Origin of the sequence: Micromonospora sp. NPDC005194 (genome assembly GCF_040608335.1) — a bacterium.
Lineage (GTDB): Bacteria > Actinomycetota > Actinomycetes > Mycobacteriales > Micromonosporaceae > Micromonospora.
The window spans coordinates 1-7,090 of sequence record NZ_JBEXIA010000078.1 but is presented as its reverse complement, the minus strand read 5'-3'; the positions used below and the strand labels follow the sequence as shown (position 1 = coordinate 7,090).

Genomic DNA, 7,090 nt, shown 5'->3' with positions numbered 1-7,090 from the left:
GTGCTTTTTTTGGTTTTTTTTTTTTTTTTTTTTTGGTGGTCTTTTTTTTTTGTTGGGGGGGGGGGTTTTTTTTGTTGGGGGGGGGGGGGGGGGGGGCCCCCCCCCCCCCCCCCCGACCGCTCACCTCAGACCTCTTCGACCGAGCTCGGCTCGCGCCGGGACAGGTCGATGCCCAGCTCCTCAGCGGCCCGGAACACCTCGTCGTCGGTCTCGCGCATTTCCAGGGCCACACCGTCGCTGGAGAGCACCTCAACGTTGAGGCACAGCGACTGCAGCTCCTTGAGCAGCACCTTGAACGACTCCGGGATGCCCGGCTCCGGGATGTTCTCGCCCTTGACGATGGCCTCGTAGACCTTCACGCGGCCGAGCACGTCGTCGGACTTGATCGTGAGCAGCTCCTGCAGGGCGTAGGCAGCGCCGTACGCCTGCATCGCCCAGCACTCCATCTCACCGAAACGCTGACCACCGAACTGCGCCTTACCACCCAGCGGCTGCTGCGTGATCATCGAGTACGGGCCGGTCGAACGAGCGTGGATCTTGTCGTCGACCAGGTGGTTGAGCTTCAGGATGTAGACGTAGCCGACCGCGATCGGGTCCGGCAGCGGCTCGCCGGAACGACCGTCGAACAGCTGCGCCTTGCCGGTACGCCCGATCAGCTGCTTGCCGTCCCGGTTGGGCAGGGTCGACTCGAGCAGACCGGAGATCTCCTCCTCGCGGGCACCGTCGAAGACCGGGGTGGCCACGTTGGTGTCACCCTCGGACTCGTGCGCGTCGATCGAGCGGAGCTGGCGCTTCCAGTCGGCGTCGTCACCCTCGACCTTCCACCCGGTCTTGGCGACCCAACCGAGGTGGGTCTCCAGAACCTGGCCGATGTTCATCCGGCTCGGCACGCCGAGCGGGTTGAGCACGATGTCGACCGGGGTGCCGTCCTCCAGGAACGGCATGTCCTCGATCGGCAGGATCTTCGAGATGACGCCCTTGTTGCCGTGCCGGCCGGCGAGCTTGTCGCCGTCCTGGATCTTGCGCTTCTGGGCGACGTAGACCCGGACCAGCTCGTTGACGCCCGGCGGCAACTCGTCGCCGTCCTCGCGGGAGAACGTGCGCACACCGATGACCGTGCCGGTCTCGCCGTGCGGCACCTTCAGCGAGGTGTCCCGAACCTCACGCGCCTTCTCACCGAAGATCGCGCGGAGCAGCCGCTCCTCCGGGGTCAGCTCGGTCTCGCCCTTGGGCGTGACCTTGCCGACCAGGATGTCGCCGGGGACGACCTCGGCGCCGATCCGGATGATGCCGCGCTCGTCGAGGTCAGCGAGCATTTCCTCGCTGACGTTCGGGATGTCGCGGGTGATCTCCTCCGGACCGAGCTTGGTGTCCCGGGCGTCGACCTCGTGCTCCTCGATGTGGATCGAGGTGAGCACGTCCTGCTGCACGAGGCGCTGCGACAGGATGATCGCGTCCTCGTAGTTGTGGCCCTCCCAGCACATGAACGCCACCAGCAGGTTGCGTCCGAGCGCCATCTCGCCCTCGTCGGTGCACGGACCGTCGGCGATGACCTGACCGGCCTCGACGCGGTCGCCCTCGAAGACCACCGGCTTCTGGTTGACGCAGGAGCCGGCGTTGGAGCGGCGGAACTTGTGCAGCAGGTACGTCCGGCGGTGGCCGTCATCCTGGTGGATGGTGACGTAGTCGGCGCAGAGATCCTCGATCACACCGCCGACCTCGGCGACCACCACGTCGCCAGCGTCGACCGCGGCACGGTACTCCATGCCCGTACCCACGAGCGGCGCCTCGGCCTTGACCAGCGGCACCGCCTGGCGCTGCATGTTCGCGCCCATCAGTGCCCGGTTGGCGTCGTCGTGCTCGAGGAACGGGATCATGGCGGTCGCGACCGAGGTCATCTGCCGGGGCGAGACGTCCATGTAGTCGACGGCACCGGGGACGACGTCCTCGGTCTCGCCGCCCTTACGACGGCAGAGCACCCGCTCCTCGGCGAACGTGCCGTCCGCCTTCAGCCGCGCGTTGGCCTGGGCCTTGACGAACCGGTCCTCCTCGTCCGCGGTCAGGTAGTCGATCTGGTCGGTGACCCGACCCTCCACGACCTTCCGGTACGGCGTCTCGATGAAGCCGAACGGGTTGACCCGGGCGAAGGTGGACAGCGCGCCGATCAGGCCGATGTTCGGGCCTTCCGGCGTCTCGATCGGGCACATCCGGCCGTAGTGGGACGGGTGCACGTCGCGGACCTCGAAGCCGGCCCGCTCCCGGGACAGACCACCCGGGCCGAGCGCGCTCAGCCGACGCCGGTGGGTCAGGCCCGCCAGCGGGTTGGTCTGGTCCATGAACTGGGACAGCTGCGACGTACCGAAGAACTCCTTGATCGCCGCCACCACCGGGCGGATGTTGATCAGGGTCTGCGGCGTGATCGCCTCGACGTCCTGCGTGGTCATCCGCTCGCGGACGACCCGCTCCATGCGGGAGAGGCCGACCCGAACCTGGTTCTGGATCAGCTCACCCACGGTGCGCAGGCGACGGTTGCCGAAGTGGTCGATGTCGTCGGCCTCGTAGCCGTCCTCACCGGCGTGCAGCCGGCACAGGTACTCCACGGTGGCGACGATGTCGTCCTCGGTCAGCGTGCCGGTGGTGATCGGCACGTCGACTTCGAGCTTCTTGTTGAACTTGTAGCGCCCGACCTTGGCCACGTCGTACCTCTTCGGGTTGAAGAAGAGGTTGTCGAGCAGGGTCTGGGCGTTCTCGCGCGTCGGCGGCTCGCCAGGGCGCAGCTTGCGGTAGATGTCGAGCAGGGCCTCGTCGGCGCCGGCGATGTGGTCCTTCTCGAGCGTGGTCATCATCAGCTCGGACCAGCCGAACCGCTCACGGATCCGCTCGGCCGACCATCCGATGGCCTTGAGCAGGACCGTGACGGCCTGCCGACGCTTGCGGTCGATGCGTACGCCGACCGTGTCGCGCTTGTCGATGTCGAACTCCAGCCAGGCACCCCGACTCGGGATGACCTTGACGCTGGAGAGGTCGCGGTCGGAGGTCTTGTCCGGCTCCTTGGAGAAGTACACGCCCGGAGACCGGACGAGCTGGCTGACCACGACGCGCTCGGTGCCGTTGATGACGAAGGTGCCCTTGGGCGTCATCATCGGGAAGTCACCCATGAACACCGTCTGGCTCTTGATCTCGCCAGTGGTGTTGTTGGTGAACTCCGCGGTCACGAAGAGCGGAGCGCAGTAGGTCAGGTCCTTCTCCTTGCACTCCTCGATCGAGGCCTTGACCTCGTCGAAGCGCGGCGCCGAGAAGGAGAGTGACATGGTGCCGGAGAAGTCCTCAATGGGACTGATCTCTTCAAGGATCTCCGCGAGACCCGAGCGTGCGTGCGGGTCGTCCGCCGACCGGCCCTGCCAAGCCTCGTTGCCGACGAGCCAGTCGAAGGACTCGTTTTGGATGGCAAGGAGGTTGGGGACCTCGAGGTGTTCGGTGATCCTGCCGAATGAAACTCGGCGGGGAGCGAATGCGCTCGACGTACGACTGGTCTTCGCAGGGCGGGAAGCTGCCAAGATGCGTCCTTCCGAGGACCGGTGCTGCAGAACGGCTGGTACGCGTGCACTCCAATGACCCCACCAGAAATATCCGTAAACGGACATTTCCGAGCAGGGGTCAAGTCGGAAGGCAGCGCAAACTAGCAGTGTAGCCGAGAGGCTAACCGCTGTCCAGCCCACCCCGCAGGTCGTTCGCGGAACGCGCCTCGGCCCCCGTAAACCGGGGTCTGCCGGGCCGCTCAGAACGCAACGTCCCCACTGGGCCGCTCGGGTTGCCGCGGCCGCTGGTGCCGCCGCTGTCATTACCCACGTCGTGGCCGTCGCAAGCGCGGTGTCTTGCTGGTGTTCAGCGTGCCTGGCAGGCCGGGGCCGCGTCAAGGGCCGGTATCCGGGTCGTCGGTTCTTTCCCACCTGAGGGCGACCGGGGCCCCTCGTCCGGTGGTCCGGCATCGACCATCGACGCCCAGCTCAGGACGGTTGTCGCTGGATCCACGAAACACGGCGGGCAGCGATCCGTGTCGGATCACCGCCCGCCGCGACGCGATCGTGTCCCGGCTCACTGAGCCGGGCACGCGCAGGTGGAACGTCAGGTCACTTGAGGGTGACCTTGGCGCCCTCACCCTCGAGCTTCGCCTTCGCCTTCTCGGCGGTCTCCTTGTTGACCTTCTCCAGGATGGCCTTCGGCGCGGACTCGACCGCGTCCTTGGCCTCCTTGAGGCCCAGGCCGGTCAGCTCGCGCACGACCTTGATGACCTGGATCTTCTTGCCACCGTCAGCCTCGAGGACGACGTCGAACTCGTCCTTCTCCGGCTCGGCCTCGGCGGCGGCCGGGGCGCCACCGGGGGCGGCAACCGCGACCGGAGCGGCGGCGGTGACCTCGAAGGTGTCCTCGAACTGCTTCACGAACTCGGAGAGCTCGATCAGCGTCATCTCCTTGAACGCGTCGAGCAGCTCGTCGGTGCTGAGCTTCGCCATGTCTGGCGTCCTTTCTAAAGGTTGTCTAAGAACGTGGGTGCGCCGCGCGGCCTCAGGCCGCCTCGGCGCCCTCCTGCTCGCGCTTCTTGTCCGCAAGGGCGGCCGCCGCGCGGGCGGCCTTGGAGAGCGGTGCCTGGAACAGGGCCGCGGCCTTGCTCAGGTTGCCCTTCATCGCGCCGGCCATCCTGGCCAGCAGCACCTCGCGGGACTCCAGGTCGGCGAGCTTCGTGACCTCGGCCGCGGAAATGGCCCTGCCCTCGAAGACACCGCCCTTGATGACGAGCTTCGGGTTGGCCTTCGCGAAGTCGCGAAGCCCCTTCGCCGCCTCGACGACGTCGCCCGAAACGAAAGTCAGCGCGGTAGGACCGGTGAACAGCTCGTCGAGGCCGTTGATGCCCGCGTCCGTCGCGGCACGCTTCGCCAGCGTGTTCTTCGCGACCGTGTAGCTGGTCTCGGCGCCGAGCGAGCGCCGCAGCTGGGTGAGCTGGGAAACCGTCAGACCGCGGTACTCGGTCAGCACGGTGGCGCCCGCGTTGCGGAAGCTCTCGGTCAGCTCAGCGACGGCCGTGGCCTTGTCGGCCCGGATCGGCTTGTCCGCCATGTCCCTCCTCTCTCGTTACTCGAGGCTGGTCCCCGACACGGCCGAAGCCGGAGCGGGGGCGGAGGCAGCACGACAACGAAAAGCCCCGGCGCAGGGCGCACGGGGCGAGGGCCAGCGGATCGTCACGGTCGGCGGACCATGCTCACTGCCGAGTTACGCTTGCCGCCCTACGCGGGTCGCCCGTTGTCGCGGGACCTTCGACCGTGCCGGAGCACGGTGACCAGCGGTCTCTGGGTGGTTCCTCATCCATGGAAACACGGATGACGGTTGAAGAGTACGCGCCCGCACCACCAGCGCCAAATCGCCCCCGGTGAGCCGGGTCACGGGCAGCGTCGCTGGTCAGCCCTGGGCCCGCCGCCGCCACAAATAGCCGGCGGTGACCGCCGCGCTCCACGCCGACGCCCAGAGCGTGAGCCCGAGCAGGGTCAGCGCGGCGGCGTCACCCGCAGTCGTCCGCGCGGTGGCCATGATCGGCGGCACCAGCCAGGGCGCCACCGAACCGCGCAGACCGAGCGCCACCGCGCCGACACCGCCGAGGGCCAGCACCGCCACGCCGTACGCGGCACCGCCCACCGACGCCCGGCTGGCCAGCGCCCCGAGGGCGACCGCCGCGGGTACGGCCAGCAGGTGCGCCCACAGTCCCAGCGCGATGCCGACCGGCACCGACCGGTCCCCCGGCTCGACCGGGCCGGTGACCCCGCCCACCAACCAGGGGAAGAGCAGCGCGACCGCCACCGCGACCAGCGCCGCCACGCCGGCCGCCAGGAGCCCGGCCAGGCGCTCCCGGGCCACCCCGACCGTCACCTGGGCGAGCCGGCGCTGCACGTCCGGCTCGATGTCCAGCAGGATCTTGGTCTGCCAGGCGAGCACCGGGAAGAGCACCACGGCCGAGACGCCGTACGCCTCCGCCGGCTGGGACCGGCCGCCGCCGTAGAGCGTGCCGAGCACGACGAGACCCGCGAGCAACGGCGCCAACGCCCGACCGGTCCGCAGGAAACCCGCCAGCCGCATCCGCACCAGGGCGCTCACCGGGCCTCCCCCGCTGCCTGCTCGACCGCGTCCACGCCCTCGGGCTGGTCGAGAGCCGGTTCACCGGCCGGCCGCAGCGGTGCAGCCGCAGGCCCGGCCTGCGGTGCGGTGATGGAGGTGTCGGCGCGTACCCGAAGAATCTGGTGGCCCTCGGCGCGCAACCGGGCGACGGTGCTGGCGACCCGCGCGGCCGGCACCGCTACCTCGACCACCGCGATGGCCTCCTCGTCGGTCGACGCGGTCTCCTCGGTCAGCGAGCCGGCGGCCACCGACCAGCGGCGCGCGCCCGGCAGCCGGACCGTTTCCCCGCGGTGGTCGCTGACCAGGACCGTGCCGCCGTCGGCCAGCACCTCGTCGATCAGCTCGGGAACCAGCTCGCGGGTCGCGGCGTCGAGGCCCTCCCACGGCTCGTCGAGCACCAGCAGGCCGGGCGGTCGCAGCATGGCCTGGGCGAGACCCACCTTCTGCGCGGTGCCCTTGGACAGCTCCGGAAGCCGCACCGAGCTGAACGCGCCCAGGCCGAGCCGCTGCGTCCAGGTTGTCACCGCCTCGTCGGCGGCCGACCGCCCCAACCCGGCAACGCGGGCCATGCTGGTCAGGTAACGGGAGACGGTGAAGGGCTGGTCGGCCGGGAAACGCTCCGGGACCCAGCCCACCCGGGCCGGCCGGTCGACGACCCGACCCCGGCCCGGCCGCAGCACCCCGGCGGCCACCTGGAGCAGCGTGGACTTGCCCACCCCGTTGCGGCCCAGGACGACCGCGACCTCACCCGGGCCGATCCGCACATCCACGCCCCGCAGCACCCACGGACCACGCCGGTGATACCGCAACCAGACGTTCTCCAGCCGCATGCGATCGAGCTTGCCACACCACAGACGCGCCGGGGCGCCGTCGAAGACCTGCGCGATCAGGGCCAGACTCTTCGCGTCGTGGTCGAGCAGGAACG

At 69.1% G+C, this 7,090-nt stretch carries 5 protein-coding genes; all 5 read right to left on the bottom strand.

Annotated elements, in window-relative coordinates:
• Positions 1-125 precede the first annotated feature (125 nt).
• Complete coding sequence (locus ABZU53_RS31550) at positions 126-3,557, bottom strand: DNA-directed RNA polymerase subunit beta (protein WP_354863125.1); 3,432 nt, start codon at positions 3,555-3,557, stop codon at positions 126-128.
• Between the two features lie 573 nt (positions 3,558-4,130).
• A complete protein-coding gene (rplL, locus tag ABZU53_RS31545; RefSeq protein WP_354863127.1) occupies positions 4,131-4,514 on the bottom strand; it encodes a 50S ribosomal protein L7/L12 in 384 nt (127 codons plus the stop codon).
• 52 nt (positions 4,515-4,566) lie between these two features.
• Entirely contained in the window at positions 4,567-5,115 is a 549-nt protein-coding gene (gene rplJ / locus ABZU53_RS31540) for a 50S ribosomal protein L10 (RefSeq protein WP_354863129.1), read from the bottom strand.
• A 339-nt stretch (positions 5,116-5,454) separates the two neighbouring features.
• A complete protein-coding gene (locus ABZU53_RS31535) occupies positions 5,455-6,144 on the bottom strand; it encodes a hypothetical protein (protein ID WP_354863131.1) in 690 nt (229 codons plus the stop codon).
• A partial coding sequence (locus ABZU53_RS31530; protein WP_355069218.1) for an ABC transporter ATP-binding protein occupies positions 6,141-7,090 on the bottom strand: 950 nt, incomplete at its 5' end. The genes ABZU53_RS31535 and ABZU53_RS31530, both read right to left, overlap by 4 nt.